The sequence below is a fragment of the Tateyamaria sp. LSS28 genome (assembly GCF_059611725.1).
On sequence record NZ_JCAPFI010000001.1, the window covers coordinates 572,194 to 589,234 of the forward strand.

Consider the following 17,041-nt stretch of genomic DNA (forward strand, 5'->3'; position numbering starts at 1 on the left):
GAAAATGGCAAAGAATAAGTTTCATGACGGTCCCGGCCCTTCGCAACGGCAACTGCGCGTGGGCGAACTGATCCGCCGCACCCTGTCCGAGGTGCTGGCGCGGGGTGACGTGCATGACCCCGACCTCAACCGCATGTCCATCACGGTGGGCGAAGTGCGGACCTCTCCCGATCTCAAGATCGCGACAGCCTATGTCCTGCCCCTGGGCGGTCAGGGGCAAGAGGACGTGCTCAAGCTGCTGGCGCGCAACAAGGGCGAGCTGCGGCGCGCAGTGTCCAAGAAACTGGCCCTGAAATTTGCACCTGACCTGCGGTTCCAACTGGACGAGACGTTTGACCGGATGGACGACACGCGGCGCATGCTGAACCAGGATGCGGTGCGGCGGGATACCGAAGCATGATGCTAAGGGCAGCCGCACTTGTGCTGCTGTCATGGGCGCTGCCCGCATGGGCCGTGACCTGCGAAGACATCCGGTATCAGGACAACAGCTACACCATCTGCACGGTCTATGCGGCCAAAGAAGAGCTGCGGTTGTTCCTGTATAATGACGGAGGCGCGCCATACGGCCACTTCAACGCAGTGGACCGCGCCCTGCAATCAGATGGCGAAACACTCAGCTTCGGCATGAACGCGGGCATGTATCACGAGGATCGCGCGCCGGTGGGGCACTATGTCGAGAATGGGAAAGAGGTCATGCGTGTGATCGCCAACCCCGGCCCCGGCAATTTCGGATTGCTACCCAACGGCATCCTGTGCCTGCGACCCGGGCGGGCTGACGTGTTCGAAACACTGGACTATGTGGATCAGTCGCCCGACTGCACCTTTGCCACGCAATCAGGACCAATGCTGGTGATCGATGGCAACTTGCATCCGCGCTTTCTGCCTGACAGCACTTCGCGCTTTATCCGCAACGGGGTGGGCACCACGGCGGACGGGTCCAAGGCGATCTTTGCCATCTCGAACAATTCTGTCACTTTTTACGAATTCGGCAGCCTGTACCGGGATCACCTGAAACTGCCCAACGCGCTCTTCTTTGATGGCAACATCTCGCGCCTCTACGCACCCGACCTGAACCGGGACGATTTCGGCTTTGCCGTCGGCCCCATCATTGGCACGGTCGAGACCGGCAATTGACAAGGGCCACGGCCCTGCGATAGGCGGCAGCCCTCACGCAAAAACGAGGGTGACATGGGCCGTTCACGCAAAGGGCGCGACATTTCCGGTTGGTTGGTGGTGGACAAGCCTGCGGGCCTGACCTCGACTGCGGTCGTGAACAAAGTGCGATGGGCGCTGCAAGCCAAAAAGGCCGGGCACGCGGGCACCCTCGATCCCGAAGCCACCGGCGTTCTGGCCGTCGCCTTGGGCGAAGCGACCAAGACGGTCCCCTACATTACCGACGCACTCAAGGCGTACCGCTTTACCGTCAGGCTGGGACAGGCCACCAATACTGACGATGCCGAAGGAGAGGTGATCGCGCAATCCGACACCCGCCCATCAGATGACGAGGTCAAAGATGCGCTTGGTCCATTTGTCGGGGACATCATGCAGGTTCCGCCCAAGTTCTCCGCCGTGAAGATCGACGGCCAGCGCGCCTACAAACTCGCCCGTGATGGTGAGGATGTCGAGATTGAGGCCCGCCCCCTATGGGTCGAGGAACTTGTACTGACCGACCGACCCGATCCCGATCACGTCGAGCTGGAGATGGTGTGCGGCAAAGGTGGCTATGTTCGCTCAATCGCGCGCGACTTGGGGGAAGCGCTGGGATGTTACGGTCACGTGCGTGAATTGCGACGTATCTGGTCCGGCCCGTTCGAAGCCGCCGATGGCCTGACCTTCGACCAAATCGAAGAGATGGCGCAGACACCCGCATTGGACGAGCACCTGCGCCCCATTTCCGAAGGGCTGGCTGATCTGCCCGAACTGCGGGCCACAGCCGAAGGGGCCGCGCGGCTGCGCAACGGCAACCCCGGCATGGTCCTGGCGGCGGACGTCGAATACGGAGAAGAGTGCTGGGCGTCCTTTGAAGGCAAACCGGTTGCTGTCGGGCGCTACAAGGCAGGCGAATTGCACCCCGCACGGGTCTTCAACCTGTAACACTCGGTCCGCTACCGGCACTTTCTGGTCAGGAATTCCACTAGTTGTCCCGCAGAATTGTTACAATTTATGGACCCCAGGTAAGCCCTGCGTGAGTGCTCTATGAATTAGGAACTATTCAGTCCACATTTACCTCATCAAGTTTGAAACGCCCAAAACCGATGAGAGATGATATGACCCAAATTACCCTCCGCACCGTTGGCACCGTTCTGACCGCTGGCGCATTCGCCACCATCGCATTCGACGCATTCGGCCAGGCGCTGAGCCCGCTCTTCGGCTATGCAAAACTGGCCCCCGTCGGACTGGCGGGCGCATCGCTCAAGGCGATCTTTGGCGCAAACCCCTCGGGCGCGGCACACCTGTTGCACGCCTTAACTGGCCTGATCTTCTATGCCGTTGGTTATTTCGTCATTGCCCGTCCCATCCAGCTGGCCGTCATGCCCCGCCTGCATTGGTCGATCACGGCCGTGGTCTACGGCATCGCGCTTTGGGTGTTTGCGCTCTACGTCATGGCGCACCTGGTGACCGGCAACAAACCGTTCCTCGGCTTCACCGGCATCACCTGGGTCGCTCTGTGGGGCCATATCGTCTACGCTCTGGTTGCCGCGAGCATCATGGAGGCCAAGGGCGTTGTTCTGGACCTACGCCGCGAACCCGTGGCCGTGCCCGCTGAATAAGAACACCTGAACAAACCGATTGATGGGGCGGTCTGCGACTGGCAGAACCGCCCCATGATCGTTCGAACCCACACCAAGGGCGATGCGCCCTCGACCGCCGTCTACTCCGATTGCGAGCGGTATCGCTACAGCCTGACACGCATCTGGGATGACACGGGACGCCGCGTGAACTTCGTCATGCTGAACCCATCCACGGCGACCGAGGTGCAAAACGACCCAACCGTCGAACGCTGCGAACGACGGGCGCGGACCCTCGGCTATGGCAGCTTTGCTGTCACCAACATCTTTGCATGGCGCGACACCGATCCACGCGCGATGCGGGCTGCCACCGATCCGGTCGGGCCTGAAAACGACGAAAGCATTCTGGAACGGGCGACATGGACACACGACGTGGTGGCAGCCTGGGGAACACATGGCGCGCACCTGGATCGCGGAACACATGTGGCAACGCTGTTACGCAATGTCGATCGTCCGCTCTATCACCTGGGCCTGTCCAAGGCCGGACACCCCAAACACCCGTTATACCTCCCATACGCGCAACAACCGCAGCCTTGGGAAAACGGATCTGGCGTTACCTTACGTTAACCATTTTACGGGATAGGCTTTGTTCCAAACCGCGGATTGCGGTAAATGACCTTTGGGCAAATGCGCCCATTACTTGGAATACGTGTATGTTGTGGCTTGCTGGATTGATGGGACTTGTGGCGGTCGGCGCTGTCGGCGTGATCGACATGATGCCGGTGGAGGAAGGCGAGGAAACGGCGGATGACACATCAGTCACTGGCGGGGAAACTACCCGAACCAGCGACGATGACACGGCGATCACCGACGAAAGCATAGGTGATGACACGCTCACGCTTGGAACCGATGGCGATGACGATCTGACCGGCACAGACGGCGATGATACCTTGCGTGGCGAGGAAGGGGACGACACCCTCGACGGCGGGATGGGAGATGACACGCTCCACGGCGATGATGGTGCGGATGTGATTCATGGCAGCGGTGGCGAAGACGAAATTTACGGCCACAACGACGACGACACGATCAACGGCGGCGCAGGTGACGACTCGATGCACGGCTCCATGGGCGCTGACAGTCTTTCTGGCGGCGAGGGCAATGATGCAGTGCATGGCGGCCTCGACAACGACACACTGGATGGCGGAGAGGGCGAAGACACGCTGTTTGGCGGTTGGGGCGACGACGTGCTGAACGGCATCGAAGGCGCACTTGGTTCTGCAGCGTCAGCCGATTTGGATGGCTCGGGCAACAATGACTATCTGAACGGCGGCGGCGGCGACGACCTCATCATCGCAGGGCAAGAGGACATGGTCACAGCAGGCGAAGGCGCTGACACAATTGTTGCAGGTGACTGGATCGCCGAAGGTCACGCTGCGACGATCATGGATTTCGATGCGGAAGAGGACAACATTCTGCTGATCCACGACGACGCTGAGGAAGAGCCCCACATCTCTTTGCAACTGGACACCGACGACCCAAGCATCACACAAGTAATGATGAATGGAGTGCCGGTGGCGCACGTGCTGAACGGGGCCGAGATTTCGATCGACGATATCGCCTTGATGCCACTCAGCCTTGCGCAAAGCGCGGGAATGGCTTCGTTCTGACCTGTAGCAGCGCAGGCGCATTGGCCACGCTGTTCACCAACCGCGCGATCCAAGTTGCCAACGCTGCGAATCTCTCCTATACGCGCTCATCCTCGGCAAATGCCCTGGTATTTGGCCCCGTGCTGGACGACATCCCGGCCGGCGGCGTCTCACTCTAACCTAAAAAGGAGACACCGATGTCGATCACTGCTGAAGAAAAAGCACGCGTGATGAAAGAATATGGCACCAAGGAAGGCGACACCGGTTCGCCCGAAGTTCAGGTCGCCATCCTCAGCTCGCGCATCGCCACGCTGACCGAGCACTTCAAAACGCACAAGAAAGACAACCACGGCCGCCGCGGCCTTCTGAAAATGGTTGCCCAGCGTCGCAAGCTGCTCGACTACCTCAAAGGCAAGGAAGAGGCACGGTATACCGACCTCATCAAACGCCTTGGTCTGCGCCGCTAACCCGCGCGCACCAGCGACACGAACAATCGCACCCCACGGGGTGCGATTTGCGTTTTGGGGTCCTCTTGCTGATCACCGCCGCTCAGATCTTCGTCGCCACAACCTGCATCGTCCTCGGTGATGCGGCAGGAAAGGCATTGACGGCATCAGGCTTCGATCCATTCTTCGTGGCGTGGACACGTTTTGCATGTGCCGCCATCGCGCTTGCCCCATTTTGTGGCCTGTCCCGCGACAGCCTGCCTGTTCTGCTTGACCGCCGGGTCATTCTGCGCGCCGCTCTTATAGCGGCCGGCATCTGTTCGATACTGACAGCGCTCAGCACGACGCCATTGCCGGACGTGTTCGGCGCGTTTTTCATTGGTCCCGTCGTCGCTTTTGTCCTGTCAGCGCTATTGCTGGGTGAGCGCATCAACACCGCTCGCGCCCTTCTTCTAGCCTTGGGATTTGGCGGCGTCATGCTGGTGGTCAAACCGGGCTTTGGCCTGACCCCCGGCATCGGCTTCGCGCTGCTCGCCGGTCTCTTGTACGGGTGCTTTCTGGTTGCCACCCGCTGGCTTTCCGGGACGGTTCGCCCGCGCCTTCTTCTGTTTTCGCAACTCAGCATCGGGGCAGTTTTGCTAACGCCGCTCGGGCTTGCAGCAACCGTACCGGCGCTCACACCAAACGCCATCCTCTTGATCACTGGCAGTGCCGCCGGATCAGCGATCGGGAACTTTCTACTTGTCTGGGTCAGTCGCACCACACCCGCCAGCATCGTCGCCCCGTTGATCTACACCCAGCTCATCTCGGCGACGGCGGTGGGTCTGATCCTGTTCAATGATTGGCCGGACATGCTGACACTTGTCGGGCTGGTCGTCATTCTGGCATCTGGCCTCGGGTCTCTTTGGCTGGCGCGATCCGTGCACTAAGTAGCATGGCATGCACAACCTGCCCCGCATCGCCCTTTCCGTCCGCCAACCCTCTGCCTGGGCCATTATCGCAGGCCATAAACCTATTGAAAACCGGACACTCGGTTCAATCCGGGCGGGCTGCATGGTGCCGGGACGCATCGCACTCCACGCTGCCGCCGGCCTGAAGGAAGAAGAGTTCCGATACCTTTACTGGCGCCTGGGAAAACACGGAGTGCAATGCCCCCACCCGCTCGACTTGCCAAGGGGGGCGATCATCGGCTCGGTCGAGGTGACAGGCATCATCACGGAATCGGACAGCAAATGGTTCGGTGGGGCGGCTGGACTCACCCTAAAGGAGCCAGAACCCTGCGAGCCGATCCCGGCCCCCGGCGCACTTGGTTACTTCGAATGGACCTCGGGCGGCACTTTGGCACCGCCCACACGCTGGATGCAGAAATGGGGCACAGGGACACCCGGTGGCCACACCGAAGACCTCTTTCCCGACGCACCGATTGCCTTTGCCAAACCACCACGCAAACCGTGGCACTAAGCGCGGATGCGCCGCAGAGCACACGCTTTCATTTCCCGCAAAAGTGCTGTATGCGCGCAAAATCTGAAAGCCTGGCGCCCGGACCTCAGCGCCCGACAAAAGAAGATACCGGGGTCAGGGGGAATACGCCCCCTACGCAAATGGCCACCCGGCCAACTTAGGAAACACTTGATGTTTAACGAGACGAAAAAATCGATGCAGTGGGGCGAAGAGACGCTCACACTGGAAACCGGCAAGGTTGCCCGTCAGGCAGACGGCTCCGTCATTGCCACGCTGGGCGAAACCAGCGTCATGGCAAACGTGACGTTTGCCAAGTCCCCCAAACCGGGTCAGGACTTCTTTCCCCTGACCGTCCACTACCAGGAAAAATACTACGCCGCGGGCAAGATCCCTGGCGGTTTCTTCAAGCGTGAGGCGCGGCCCACCGAGAAAGAAACACTGACCGCCCGCCTGATCGACCGTCCGATCCGGCCACTGTTCGTTTCCGGCTTTAAACACGAAGTGCTGGTGATGTGCACCGTGCTGTCGCACGATCTGGTCAACGACCCCGACATCGTTGCAATGATCGCGGCAAGCGCCGCCTTGACCATCTCTGGCGCGCCGTTCATGGGTCCCATCGCCGGTGCGCGCGTGGGTTACGAGGATGGCGAATACATCCTGAACCCCACCGTCGACGACATGCAGGACCTGCGCCTGAACCCCGACCAGCGCCTTGACCTGGTTGTGGCCGGCACCAAAGACGCCGTGATGATGGTGGAATCCGAAGCCTACGAACTCAGCGAAGCTGAGATGCTGGGCGCGGTAAACTTCGCACACGAGCAAATCCAGCCCGTGATCGACCTGATCATCGCACTGGCCGAAGAATCCGCCAAGGAACCCTTCGACTTCCAGGCCCCCGACTACTCGGACCTGTCCGCAGCTGTCAAAGCCGCAGGCGAAGAGCAAATGCGCGCCGCCTTCGCGATCAGCGACAAGCAGGAACGCACCACTGCCGTGTCCGAAGCCCGCGCCGCCATCATCGACGCGCTGACGGAAGAGCAGCAAGAAGACGCCAACCTCGGCTCCGCGATGAAAGGGCTCGAAGCCTCCATCCTGCGCGGTGACGTGGTCAAAACCGGCACCCGCATCGACGGTCGTAAAACGGACGAAATTCGCGACATCGTATGCCAGACCGGCCTCTTGCCCCGGACCCATGGCTCGGCCCTCTTCACCCGTGGTGAGACGCAAGGTCTGGTCGTAACTACGCTGGGCACCGGCGATGACGAACAGTTCATCGACGCCCTGCACGGCAATTTCAAATCCAACTTCCTGTTGCACTACAACTTCCCGCCCTACTCGGTCGGTGAAGCGGGTCGTGTAGGCCCTCCCGGACGGCGTGAAATCGGTCACGGCAAACTGGCATGGCGCGCGCTGCAAGCGGTCCTGCCTGCCTCGACCGACTTCCCCTACACCGTGCGTCTGGTGTCGGAAATCACCGAATCCAACGGCTCGTCCTCCATGGCTTCCGTCTGCGGCGGCTCGCTGTCGATGATGGACGCAGGTGTGCCGCTGAAAAACGCGGTGGCCGGTGTGGCTATGGGCCTGATCCTCGAAGAGGACGGCAGCTACGCCATCCTGTCCGACATCCTGGGTGACGAAGACCACCTTGGTGACATGGACTTCAAAGTGGCGGGCACCGAAAACGGCATCACCTCGCTACAGATGGACATCAAGATCGCAGGCATCACGCCCGAGATCATGGAGAAAGCCCTCGCACAGGCCAAAGATGGCCGGATGCACATCCTGGGCGAAATGGGCAAAGCCATCACCGGCGCACAGGAATTCTCGGTCCACGCACCGCGTATTGAAACCATGCAAGTACCCACGGATAAAATCCGTGAGGTCATCGGCTCGGGCGGTAAAGTGATCCGCGAAATCGTCGAAGTGTCGGGCGCCAAGGTCGACATCAACGATGACGGCATCATCAAGATCGCATCACCCAACGGCGACTCGATCAAGAAAGCCTACGACATGATCCACTCGATCGTGGCCGAACCCGAAGAAGGCATGGTCTACACCGGCACAGTTGTGAAGATCGTAGACTTCGGCGCCTTCGTGAACTTCTTTGGCAAGCGCGACGGCCTGGTGCACGTGTCCCAGATCGAAAACCGCCGCCTCAACCATCCTTCGGACGTCCTGAAGGAAGGTCAAGAGGTCAAGGTCAAGCTGCTGGGCTTTGACGATCGCGGCAAGGTTCGCCTGTCGATGAAAGTCGTTGACCAGGAAACCGGCGAAGAGATCAAGAAAGAAGAGCCTGCGGCCGAGTAAGGCCCAAGCACCCGGCGCGCATGTGCCGGGTGCTACACAACACGATCATAAACCGTGGCCAACGCAATGACGTCTCCGCTCAAAATCACTGTCGCTGCGCTTACCCGTAAACGGCCCCAGATGCTGGCGACCTTGCTCGACTCTTATGGTGCAATGACGCTGCCAGAAAACTGCGAAGTGCAATGCCTTGTCGTAGAAAACGACAAAACAGATGCCACCCGGCATGTGGTGGATCAAGCCAGCCCACTAAACAACGGCCTGACGGTTACTTATGTCCTCGAAACCGAACTCGGCATTCCCTTCGGTCGTAACCGGGCCGCCAAGGAAGCCATTGCATGGGGCGCTGACCTGCTGAGCTTTGTAGACGATGACGAATTCGTCGACCCGGAATGGCTTGTGGAAATTGTGGCGCGCTATCGCAAGACAGGTGCAGCATTGATTGGCGGCCCCATCCTGATCCCCGCATCGCAAGAGGATTTGACTCGGCTTGAGCGGGTCTTTCACAAGGAACTGACTGATCACTACGTGCAGCGCGCCAAGGGGGCGATCCCTGCCGCCGAGCAAGGGCGCGCAAGCCCAGTCACCAACAACTGGCTAGGCGAAACCAAGCTATTCACTGAACACGGCATCTGGTTCGACGAGACGCTCCGCTTCACGGGCGGATCCGACAGCCGGTTCTTCCATACAGCGCGCGACATGGGGCTACACCTCGATTGGGCGCCCAAAGCTGTCGTCTACGCAACTATGTCTGCGGACCGGTTGAATTTCAGAACCCAATTGCGCGAGGCGCACAGCCGCACCATCAATCGCATTCGTCTGGATCAAGTGAACAAACGCTTTTATTGGCTGCGCTTGCCCTTCAGCTTGTCGCTCAAGCTGATCAGCGCAACCGTGCTGGTGTTGACGCTCCCATTCACAGGCGGGCGCGGTATCCTCAAACTGACTCGTCGGCTTGGCCTTGTCACCGGGCGTATCTCGGCCGCGTTTGGTGGAAATTCTTCGCTCTACACCAAGATTTTCGGCAACTGATGAGCATCGCAAGCGCAATGCCTACCGATCACGTTCTGATCCTGACCATGAAATGGGGCACGCTTTACGGCCCCGAATATGTCAACCGGCTGGCACGCGGCGTGGCTAAACACCTCAGCCGCCCGCATCGGTTCATATGCTTCACGGACGATACAACTGGCCTGTCACCAGATGTCGAAGTGTTACCCTTGCCCGAGATGCGACTGCCGGGCGGCCACGAGGATACGCGTTGGCGTAAACTCGGCTTGTTCTCTGCAAATCTTTTTGATCTTTCAGGAACTGCGCTCTTTCTCGATCTCGACCAAATCGTGGTCGGATCGCTCGATCCGTTCTTCGAAGATGACGCACCATTCCGTATCATTCGGGACGATTCGCTATTCCGACCCAAGCCATTGCGCCGGATCAATCCAACGCGGGACCGCTTCCTTGCCTCCGTCGGCAATTCATCCGTTTTTCGGTACGAAATCGGCGCGCACAGCTACGTCCTTGATGCCTATCTCGCTGATCCCGCGGCCGCGACCACGCAATTCGAAATCTCTCAACAGTTCCAATCCGCACAGCTGACCAAACATGGGCATCTCGCGTATTGGCCCGAAGAATGGTGCGTCAGCTTTAAGAACCACTGCGTCCCGCGCGGACTGCGCAGTTACCTTTCCGACCCGAGCCTGCCCGAGGGTGCCCGCATCGTCGTGTTCGCGGGCGAACCCAAGATGCACGACGCTCTGTCCGGCAAGGGCAGCACATGGTACCGCCGCATCGGCGACGTAAACTGGCTCAAGGACGCTTGGGAAACCCAATGAACTTTATTCGTGAGTGGAACCGCGCGCGCAAGTATCGCAAGCGCATCCGCAGATGTCGTGCGGAAATCGCGACACGTTCCGTGATTGGTGAGCCGCACCAGCTCACAACGCCTCTGGTTGTATCGCTCACAAGCTACCCTCCGCGCTACCCGGAACTGGCGCTGACCCTCCGGTGCCTTCTACAGCAAACAGTCAAGGCCGACCGCACCGTCCTTTGGATCGCCGAAAAGGATATTGCTGCGCTACCGGCTGAAGTGCGCGCCCTCGAAAAGGACGGGCTTGAAATTGCAACCTGCCCCGACATGCGTTCTTACAAGAAACTGATGCCACTCCTGACCGAGATGCCAGAAGCAACCATCGTCACCGCGGATGACGACGTGCATTACGGGCCAGACTGGCTGGCATCGATACTGGATGTTCATATGGATCTGGGCCTCAAGGTTGTCTGCGGCCGTGGACACCGCATGGCGCTCACTCCGGAAGGGCTCCCGGATACCTACGACAAATGGAACCAGAACGCCCCGGGTGGTCGGGAACCGAGTGGGCTCATCTTCCCGACCGGCGTAGGGGGTATTCTATATGCACCGGGGGCGCTTTCTCCCATCGCAACCAATTGGGAACTGGCGCAACAACTCTGCCCAACTGCGGACGATGTCTGGTTCTACTGGATGCACAGGTTGACCGGCGGACGGGCAGCCATGACAGGCGAACGTCGGCGTGTCCTCGAATGGGTGAAAGACCCTACGGGTGGATTGCTCACCGTTAACAGCGCAGGTGGCAATGACAACCAAATCGCGGCTATGATCGATCATTTCGGATGGCCCGGCCCCTAAACAGGACCGGACCAAGACATGTTACTCTGGCGCTTTGGTCTTGCGCAGATACGGCAAGACAGTCTCGAACTCGCCGAACTTGGCCTTCGCGTCATCGTTTGACACGGTCGGCGGTATGATCACATCCTCGCCCGGCACCCAGTTTGCCGGTGTCGCAACACCTTTGGCCGACATCTGCAAGCCATCGAGCGCCCGCACCACCTCGGCAAAGTTGCGGCCAACAGTCATCGGATAGGTCATCGACAGCTTTAGCTGCTTATCTGGGCCAATGATAAAAACCGACCGCACGGTCGCACTGTCCGCAGGTGTGCGGCCATCAGGCAGATAGGCTTCGGCAGGCAGCATGTCGAAGGCCTTCGACACCTCCAAGCCATCATCGGCGATGATTGGGAAACCGGCCTTGGCGCCGGCAACCTTCTCGATATCGCCCTTCCATTTCTTGTGATCCTCGACACCGTCCACAGACACGCCAATCACCTTGGTACCGCGCTTCTCCCACTCGTCGGCCAACTGAGCCACGGCGCCGAACTCGGTCGTGCACACGGGTGTGAAATCCTTGGGGTGCGAAAACAGGATGGCCCAGCTGTCGCCAATCCAGTCGTGCAGCGAAATCGTGCCGTGGTCTGTTTCAACCGTCAAATCGGGGATGGTGTCGTTAATGCGCAAACCCATGGTGTCCTCCGTCGGGATAGTAGTGACAGACGCAACCTAAGGCATTGCGCACGCCTTTTCATCCCCCCGTCTTGCCGACGACACACGCCGGTGCCACATTCCATTCAAACTCAGGGAGAGACCGAATGCTTAAAAAACGCGATTTCTATATCAACGGCCAGTGGGTCGCCCCGCAAAACGGCACTGACCACCATGTCATTGATCCCTCAACCGAAGAGCCGACGGCCGTTATCTCGCTGGGCGGTAGAGAAGATGCCGAAGCTGCTATTGCCGCGGCCAAGACCGCCTTTCCCGGCTGGATGACCACGTCCGTCTCCGACCGCATCGCGCTGGTCGAAAAGCTGATCGAGGTTTATGAAACACGGGGCGAGGACCTCGCCCAAGCCATGTCATCCGAAATGGGTGCCCCGCTCGATATGTCGCGCAACCAGCAGGTTGGCGCAGGTACTTGGCACCTGAAAAATTTCATTCGCTCGGCCAAGGCGTTCGAATTCAACCGCCCGCTCAACGACCGCGCGCCGAACGACCGGATCATCTACGAAGCGGTCGGAGTCGCGGCCCTGATCACCCCGTGGAACTGGCCGATGAATCAGGTCACGCTCAAGGTGGGTGCGGCCGCCATCGCAGGCTGCACCATGGTCCTCAAACCGTCCGAGGAGTCCCCTCTCAACGCCATGATCTTTGCAGAGATGATGGACGAGGCAGGCTTCCCTCCGGGCGTCTTTAACCTCGTGAACGGCGATGGTCCCGGCGTAGGCACGGTGCTGTCGGGCCATCCTGACGTCGACATGGTCAGTTTTACCGGCTCCTCCCGCGCAGGTCGCCTGATCTCGAAGAACGCTGCCGACACACTCAAACGCGTGCACCTCGAACTGGGCGGCAAAGGGGCCAATGTCATCTTTGACGACGCCGACGAAAAGGCCGTGAAACGCGGCGTGCTGCACATGATGAACAACACCGGCCAGTCCTGTAACGCCCCCAGCCGCATGCTGGTGCAACGTAGTAAATACGATGACGCGGTCGAAGAAGCCGCAGCCGTCGCAAACAAGGTCACTGTCGGCCCCGCCTCGGAAGAAGGCCGCCATATCGGCCCCGTCGTGAACGAGGTGCAATGGACCAAGATCCAGGACCTCATCCAGAAGGGTGTCGATGAAGGGGCCAAGTTGGTGGCCGGTGGCACAGGCCGCCCCGAAGGGTTCAACAAAGGGTATTACGTGCGTCCCACCATCTTTGCCGACGTGAACAACAACATGACCATCGCGCGCGAGGAAATCTTTGGCCCGGTCCTGTCCATCATCCCCTTCGACAGCGAAGAGGAGGCGGTCGAGATCGCTAACGACACGCCCTACGGCCTCACCAACTATGTTCAGACGCAGGATGATGCGCGGCTCAATCGCATGGCCCAAGCACTGCGGTCTGGCATGGTCGAAATGAACGGCACCTCTCGCGCAGCAGGCTCACCCTTTGGCGGCATGAAACAGTCGGGCAACGGGCGCGAAGGCGGCATCTGGGGGATCGAAGATTTCCTCGAAGTCAAAGCCGTCTCCGGCTGGGCCGCCGAGTAATTCCGTAAGGCGGGGTTCGCCCCGCCTTACGTCTCTTCCCACGCGGGCCGATCCTCTTCGTGTTCGTGAAATGTAATCCGCACCCCCGGATCGTCATCCAGACAGTGCGCATTGATGGGAAAGGATGGATCCGGCGACAGTGGCTCACCCAAAGATGTGCCGCACCTCCGACAAAATGAACGATGATAGATGAAGGGCGGCGCAGGCTGAACTGTCTCGATATACGCCTCGCCCGCGGTCAGCGTGAACTGCTCCCGCTCCACAAAAACAATTGTCGACGCGCCCAGTTTGCGACAACGCGAACAGTGGCAAGTGCCCATCATCTTGGGCCGCCCCGCAATGGCAAAGCGAACTGATCCACACACGCAACTTCCCTTGATCTCCATCTGTGTTCTCCCAGTCTTCGTGATTGCGCCATTGGTCTAACGACACCATGCTGACAGCATGGTGTCAGCATGGGTGGGGCACGCTGCCATCAACCGATGGAGGCACAAGTGCGACGCGGCGACCGATTGTTTGAAATCATCGAAATTCTGCGCCGGACGGGCGGCCCGATCTCGGCCTCAGCCATTGGCGCCGAGCTGGAGGTGACCAAGCGCACCGTCTACCGTGACATCGCTGCCTTGATGGCACAGCGCGTTCCGATCAGAGGCGAGGCAGGCGTCGGCTATGTTCTTGAGCAGGGGTTTCATATGCCTCCGCTCATGCTTACTGCGGACGAGATTGAAGCGGCCGTGCTCGGTGCCCAATGGGTGCAAACGCGGGGCGAGCCAGAACTCGCCCGCGCAGCCGAAAACCTGATCTCCAAGATCGCCGCAGTCGCACCAGACAACACCCAAAGCTTTTTTGTCGAACCGACCACCGGAGTAAGCCGCGCGACACCACCCCCAGAGGTGCTCAGCGCCTCTGACGTCCGCTTTGCCATCCGCCAGCGACATAAGATCGCCCTGACATATGCGGATGGTGCCGGGGCCATGACCAACCGCGTGATCTGGCCCCTCCTGATCGGCTACCGCGATGCCGGCCGGATCGTGGCGGCATGGTGTGAACTCCGACAAGCGTTTCGGTATTTTCGCAGTGAACGCATCGTCGCGGCGGAGGTGCTGATTGACAAAATCCCCCGCCGCATGGACGTCCTGAGAACCGAATGGCGCGCTGCCATGGACGCTGAACGTGTACAGTTCAATGCACGATCAGACACAGAGGCACCCAACTGATCTTGTAGTGGGCTTCAATCACCTCGCAGGTCATGCAGCGGTTTGCATCAAGCCCATGGTCGCAGCCGCGCTTGGCCCGGCACGACAGTCATCAGCGCACCCCAAGACCCACCTCCAACATGCCCCCGCGTCATCCGCGGGACGCTGCCTAAATATCAGCAACATATCGCTTATCCATTGTTAAGAAAGCAAAAAAGCAACGTTTCAACCCTGAGTTATGATTGCTACTGATCTGCCACTAGCGGCGGCTAGAAGACCACAGAAACGAAATATCATTTCAAAATCTCACCCTACAGACCGGCGGGTGTATTCACGGACAAAAATCCAGTGGGCATCCGCACTACCGTCGACCGAGTCGTACTGACGGATTTGCACAAAAGTATCACTCGACTGCACGGCAGCAGTTCAAAGGCCAAACACTCGACCCGTATTGCGCGGGTTTCTGAGGCATGCGGGCGACGTGGGTTCTGATCTTCCTGCCGCTTTAAGTTCGCCCAATCAGCCCTGCGGCTGAGGTTTTTTTGACCATCTCCGGTTCATCACGCGACCGGGCTCAGATTAGGAGCAATACATGAGCACTGAATTTTTAGAATCGACCAACAAAGGAATTCTTCTTGAGTTTGATGCCGGACCCTTTGTCGTCGATCAGGACGCAACTATCACAAATACAAACAGCGTTCTTTCTGCGGCCATAGAAATCGACTTCATTTCCGGAGCAAGTCTCACGAACTTCGGCACAATCGAAGGAGAGTTCGAAGGCATTTATGGCGAGATATCGGAAAGCATTATCCACAACCAACGTGGCACGATCAGCGGATTGGAAACCGGTCTTCAGCTGTTTGGCAGTGGAAATACGATCGTAAACGCCACTTTCTCTGAAATCAGTGGCGAAACGGCAATCAGGAACACAGGATTCGGCAGCGCGATCTTAAACTCAGGGGAAATTGTAGGAGACATCAATGGAGTTGGTATCGTTGATGACGGCGAAGACAACTACATCCTAAACCGAGGTACGGTTTTCGGGGGAACCGCCATTGTGGTTGAATCCGAGGATGTCGAGATCGTGAATTGGCAAAGCATCACTGGCCGAGGTGTTGGCATCAACTTCCATGTCGAATCAGTTGGCGGTGTCGTTCAGAACAACGGTTTCCTGAGTGGTGGGGGTGATGTCAGATCGATTGCCGTAATGGGGAACGACACAGCGCAGAAGGTGGTTAACAATGCAACCATCGAAGGCAAAGTCCTTCTGGAAGGCGGTGACGATCTGTTTGACGGGCGCAATGGGGACGCAGCCGACGTGCGAGGCGGCGAGGGGAATGACACCTTGCTGGGCGGCGACAGCTTTGATCGGCTTTTTGGCAACGCGGGCGACGACAGCATATCGGGAGGTGGACGGGAGGACCTCCTGTCTGGCGGCGACGGGAATGATACGCTGGACGGCGGCGAAGGTGACGACCGTCTGTTCGGTCTGAACGACGATGATCTGATGTTTGGCGGCGCGGGCAACGACGAGATGGTCGGTGGTCTGGGTAACGATACAATGTCCGGCCAGTCGGGACAGGACACGTTGTTTGGGCGCAAAGGAAACGACAGCCTAAGCGGAGGTCAGGATAACGACACCCTCTTTGGAGATACGGGAAACGACACGCTGAGAGGCGACGAAGGCAACGACAATGTGGCCGGCGGCAGCGGGCAAGATCTGATACTTGGGGGCGCTGGTGCTGATATCCTTCAAGGCGAGAGCGGCAACGATACGCTCGATGGCGGCTCAGGCAACGACCTTATTGATGGTGGCACCGGGCGCGACGTGATGCGTGGTGGCGAAGGTAGCGATGTTTTTGACTTCAACACGTTGCGGGACAGCGCCGTGGCGATTTCAAGAACTGACGTAATCCTCGACTTCGAACGCGGACAGGACAAAGTGGATATCGGCGATCTGAACGACGCTGGAATGTTCACATTGGTCGAGGGTTTCACTGGATCGGGAAGTGCCGAGTTTCAGATTGCAATCGACGCGACAAGAGGGTCGCACGTCCTGATTGACGCGGACGGCGATGGACGGGCAGATACAGCCTTTTTGGTGGAAGACGTGTTCAATCTAAGCACCGGCGATTTTGTCCTTTAACCTAACAGACAAAAGCCCTGGCGCCATTCGGTGCCGGGGCATTCCAAGTCAGACCACCCTCCTGATCCTTAGTGGAGCCGGTGTTGCAAGTCCGAAGCAAAACGCGGTTCGCTCTCTCTACAAACCACTACCCAGTCCAGCGGTTCAGTGTCGCCTCCCTGACCCAACGCCCATCACCCGTGAAGAGCTCCTGCACTAGGCGGCACAAACT

At 59.1% G+C, this 17,041-nt stretch carries 18 protein-coding genes; 16 read left to right on the plus strand and 2 right to left on the minus strand.

The annotated features are described in order from the left end of the window. The first annotated feature begins 4 nt into the window (after positions 1-4). The 13 genes from rbfA (at position 5) to AC53L6_RS03030 (ending at position 11,251) form a co-directional block, all read left to right on the plus strand. Positions 5-400, plus strand: coding sequence for a 30S ribosome-binding factor RbfA (rbfA, locus tag AC53L6_RS02970; RefSeq protein WP_299202668.1), 396 nt, complete (start codon positions 5-7; stop codon positions 398-400). Next, positions 397-1,134, plus strand: a complete 738-nt coding sequence (locus AC53L6_RS02975; protein ID WP_496906746.1) for a phosphodiester glycosidase family protein — start codon at positions 397-399, stop codon at positions 1,132-1,134. The genes rbfA and AC53L6_RS02975 overlap by 4 nt, the downstream gene beginning before the upstream one ends. 54 nt (positions 1,135-1,188) lie before the next feature. Further along, on the plus strand, positions 1,189-2,094 hold the full coding sequence (gene truB, locus AC53L6_RS02980; RefSeq protein ID WP_299202674.1) for a tRNA pseudouridine(55) synthase TruB: 906 nt from the start codon (positions 1,189-1,191) through the stop codon (positions 2,092-2,094). A 173-nt stretch (positions 2,095-2,267) separates the two neighbouring features. After that, positions 2,268-2,771, plus strand: a complete 504-nt coding sequence (locus AC53L6_RS02985) for a hypothetical protein (RefSeq protein ID WP_496906747.1) — start codon at positions 2,268-2,270, stop codon at positions 2,769-2,771. Positions 2,772-2,825: 54 nt separating this feature from the next. After that, complete coding sequence (locus AC53L6_RS02990; protein WP_299746175.1) at positions 2,826-3,356, plus strand: DUF1643 domain-containing protein; 531 nt, start codon at positions 2,826-2,828, stop codon at positions 3,354-3,356. A 107-nt stretch (positions 3,357-3,463) separates the two neighbouring features. Continuing rightward, positions 3,464-4,396 carry a calcium-binding protein gene (locus AC53L6_RS02995; RefSeq protein WP_496906748.1) on the plus strand — a complete coding sequence of 311 codons (933 nt, stop codon included), beginning with the start codon at positions 3,464-3,466 and terminating at the stop codon, positions 4,394-4,396. A gap of 176 nt (positions 4,397-4,572) precedes the next feature. Further along, positions 4,573-4,842 (plus strand): 30S ribosomal protein S15, encoded by a 270-nt coding sequence (gene rpsO, locus AC53L6_RS03000; protein ID WP_299202688.1) that lies wholly within the window; start codon positions 4,573-4,575, stop codon positions 4,840-4,842. A 47-nt stretch (positions 4,843-4,889) separates the two neighbouring features. Further along, on the plus strand, positions 4,890-5,750 hold the full coding sequence (locus AC53L6_RS03005; protein ID WP_496906749.1) for a DMT family transporter: 861 nt from the start codon (positions 4,890-4,892) through the stop codon (positions 5,748-5,750). Between the two features lie 10 nt (positions 5,751-5,760). Beyond that, the gene (locus AC53L6_RS03010; RefSeq protein ID WP_496906750.1) at positions 5,761-6,282 is read left to right on the plus strand and encodes an ASCH domain-containing protein; all 522 of its coding nucleotides are present in this window, start codon (positions 5,761-5,763) and stop codon (positions 6,280-6,282) included. A 171-nt stretch (positions 6,283-6,453) separates the two neighbouring features. Further along, a complete protein-coding gene (gene pnp, locus AC53L6_RS03015) occupies positions 6,454-8,589 on the plus strand; it encodes a polyribonucleotide nucleotidyltransferase (RefSeq protein WP_496906751.1) in 2,136 nt (711 codons plus the stop codon). 66 nt (positions 8,590-8,655) lie between these two features. Further along, positions 8,656-9,618 carry a glycosyltransferase family 2 protein gene (locus AC53L6_RS03020; protein WP_496906752.1) on the plus strand — a complete coding sequence of 321 codons (963 nt, stop codon included), beginning with the start codon at positions 8,656-8,658 and terminating at the stop codon, positions 9,616-9,618. Continuing rightward, entirely contained in the window at positions 9,618-10,418 is an 801-nt protein-coding gene (locus AC53L6_RS03025; RefSeq protein WP_496906753.1) for a hypothetical protein, read from the plus strand. The genes AC53L6_RS03020 and AC53L6_RS03025 overlap by 1 nt, the downstream gene beginning before the upstream one ends. Then, positions 10,415-11,251 (plus strand): glycosyltransferase family 2 protein, encoded by an 837-nt coding sequence (locus tag AC53L6_RS03030; RefSeq protein ID WP_496906754.1) that lies wholly within the window; start codon positions 10,415-10,417, stop codon positions 11,249-11,251. Before AC53L6_RS03025 ends, AC53L6_RS03030 begins: the two co-directional genes overlap by 4 nt. 21 nt (positions 11,252-11,272) lie before the next feature. Here the strand turns inward: AC53L6_RS03030 and AC53L6_RS03035 are convergent, their stop codons facing one another. Beyond that, positions 11,273-11,923 (minus strand): peroxiredoxin, encoded by a 651-nt coding sequence (locus tag AC53L6_RS03035; protein WP_496906755.1) that lies wholly within the window; start codon positions 11,921-11,923, stop codon positions 11,273-11,275. 125 nt (positions 11,924-12,048) lie between these two features. Here AC53L6_RS03035 and AC53L6_RS03040 point away from each other — a divergent pair, with 125 nt between their 5' ends. Further along, on the plus strand, positions 12,049-13,488 hold the full coding sequence (locus AC53L6_RS03040; protein WP_496906756.1) for an aldehyde dehydrogenase family protein: 1,440 nt from the start codon (positions 12,049-12,051) through the stop codon (positions 13,486-13,488). A 26-nt stretch (positions 13,489-13,514) separates the two neighbouring features. On the opposite strand, the gene AC53L6_RS03045 is transcribed toward AC53L6_RS03040, so the two are convergent. Beyond that, positions 13,515-13,874: a GFA family protein gene (locus tag AC53L6_RS03045; protein ID WP_299770744.1), complete on the minus strand. Its 360-nt coding sequence runs from the start codon at positions 13,872-13,874 to the stop codon at positions 13,515-13,517. A 69-nt stretch (positions 13,875-13,943) separates the two neighbouring features. Here AC53L6_RS03045 and AC53L6_RS03050 point away from each other — a divergent pair, with 69 nt between their 5' ends. Further along, positions 13,944-14,705 carry a helix-turn-helix transcriptional regulator gene (locus AC53L6_RS03050; protein WP_496906757.1) on the plus strand — a complete coding sequence of 254 codons (762 nt, stop codon included), beginning with the start codon at positions 13,944-13,946 and terminating at the stop codon, positions 14,703-14,705. A 571-nt stretch (positions 14,706-15,276) separates the two neighbouring features. Then, positions 15,277-16,830, plus strand: coding sequence for a calcium-binding protein (locus AC53L6_RS03055; protein WP_496906758.1), 1,554 nt, complete (start codon positions 15,277-15,279; stop codon positions 16,828-16,830). Positions 16,831-17,041: the final 211 nt, after the last annotated feature.